Origin of the sequence: Phocaeicola intestinalis (genome assembly GCF_014837065.1) — a bacterium.
Taxonomy (GTDB): domain Bacteria; phylum Bacteroidota; class Bacteroidia; order Bacteroidales; family Bacteroidaceae; genus Phocaeicola; species Phocaeicola intestinalis.
The window spans coordinates 1,371-2,961 of sequence record NZ_JACSPP010000120.1 but is presented as its reverse complement, the minus strand read 5'-3'; the positions used below and the strand labels follow the sequence as shown (position 1 = coordinate 2,961).

1 protein-coding gene is annotated in these 1,591 nt (G+C 40.7%); it reads right to left on the bottom strand.

Going from position 1 to position 1,591, the window contains the following annotated elements; genetic code table 11:
* Nucleotides 1-168: 168 nt before the first annotated feature.
* A complete protein-coding gene (locus H9625_RS17245) occupies nucleotides 169-1,446 on the bottom strand; it encodes an IS1380-like element IS942 family transposase (RefSeq protein WP_191765546.1) in 1,278 nt (425 codons plus the stop codon).
* Nucleotides 1,447-1,591 lie beyond the last annotated feature (145 nt).

Below are 1,591 nucleotides of genomic sequence, written 5' to 3'. Positions count from 1 at the left end.
CCTCAAATCCGCAACCTATAGGGTTTAGTGGGATTTTGCTTGCAAAGCGACAAAATTCATTTTATTGTACATATTTCTTGCACAACAGAAATGTCGCAGACACAAAATCCCCTTACCCCATAAAGCGACTTGAGGTAATACGCTGGTTTAACCAGAAAAGCATGGTCTTTAACCAAAGTCTGTCTTGAACAGGTTGGCATAAGCATTGTTGTCTGAGTAAATATTCAATACATGCCTACGTGATGTCTTAATCCATTTCGCAGGAACAGAGATGAACTTGAAAACAAAGGTCTTGATTCTGCTGGTGGCACGCAATCCAAATTCATGGGTTTTCAATCTCTGCATAATAGCTTTGTAGAAGTTTCTGATGAGAGCTGTCATAAGCAGGAATACAGTATTCTGTGCCATGAACGATTTTGGCAATCGATTCCAGCCAAAGCCATTGTTCATGTCATCGAAGATGCGTTCCTTGCCACCACGAAGATTGTAGAATTCCACGATGTCTCTTGCACTCGACTTGTAATCGTTAGTCAGTATACATCTGTAGGTATATTCGCCTTCCCAAATGTCAAGGTCTCCATCTATTCGCCTTTGTCTCTGTATGACAAGACGATACGGTTTTCCTTTCCATTTCTCAACAAGGATGGAATTCAGCTCAAATTCAATACCGTTGATTTCAACAGTTTTCCATCCAGTCAAGGCAAACATGGAATCGTAGAAGGAAGAGCATCTGTTGGCACGAATATAAAAATGCCTGCAATGAGCCTCTACCATATCTACGATTTCCTCCGAGCATGAGCCGCAATCCATGCGGGCACGGGATATATATACTTCTGATGCCTCCAGTCGCTTGAAGATTCTTTCCAAAGTCTCTCTTTGGTTGAAGCGCACGTTTGTGTTGCCGTCTCTATTTTCAATACCGACAATCATGTCGTTAATGACTGCCACACCTGGACTATAGCCCAGGAACTTCTTGTAGGTTGGTTTTGCATCATGCTTCTCTGTTTCAATGAACTGATGGTCAAAGTCAAAATCATACTCTTGACCGGATTTCAATTGACCAGTAGCAAGCAGGGCTTTGATCAATAAGCAGTTCATCTTGTCTGCAGTATTGAAATCATAGGAGTTGCCAGAAGCAGATTTATAGGTGATGTTCTTACAAGTCAGTTCTTCGATAGCACGCAATATGGTGTCTGCGCTGCAAGTGCGAAGAGTTGGATGAAGAGACAAATGTTTCATCAAGTGAGTTGTAACATCCTCAATACATGAGCCGCCACAAAGATATACGCACATCAGAGAGCGTAGAATTTCGCTATATTGATAACCAAACATAGTGCATCTCAATCCCAAGGTGGAATCTATGGTTTGAGCTAAAAGAGCATCAAATTGCTCCATAATAGAAAAAATTCCTCCAAAAGGAGTGAGTTTCTCAGATTTTATTTGTATTTTGCCATGTCATATTAGAGTTTTGCTTGTCTTCTTTTCGCAACACTAAGGTAAGTGAAAATTCTGACATGGCAAAATCCTGGGCAACTTTTTGTTGCTCAGGCACTTATAAATAATGTTAAACTATAGTGTTGCGGAATTAAGG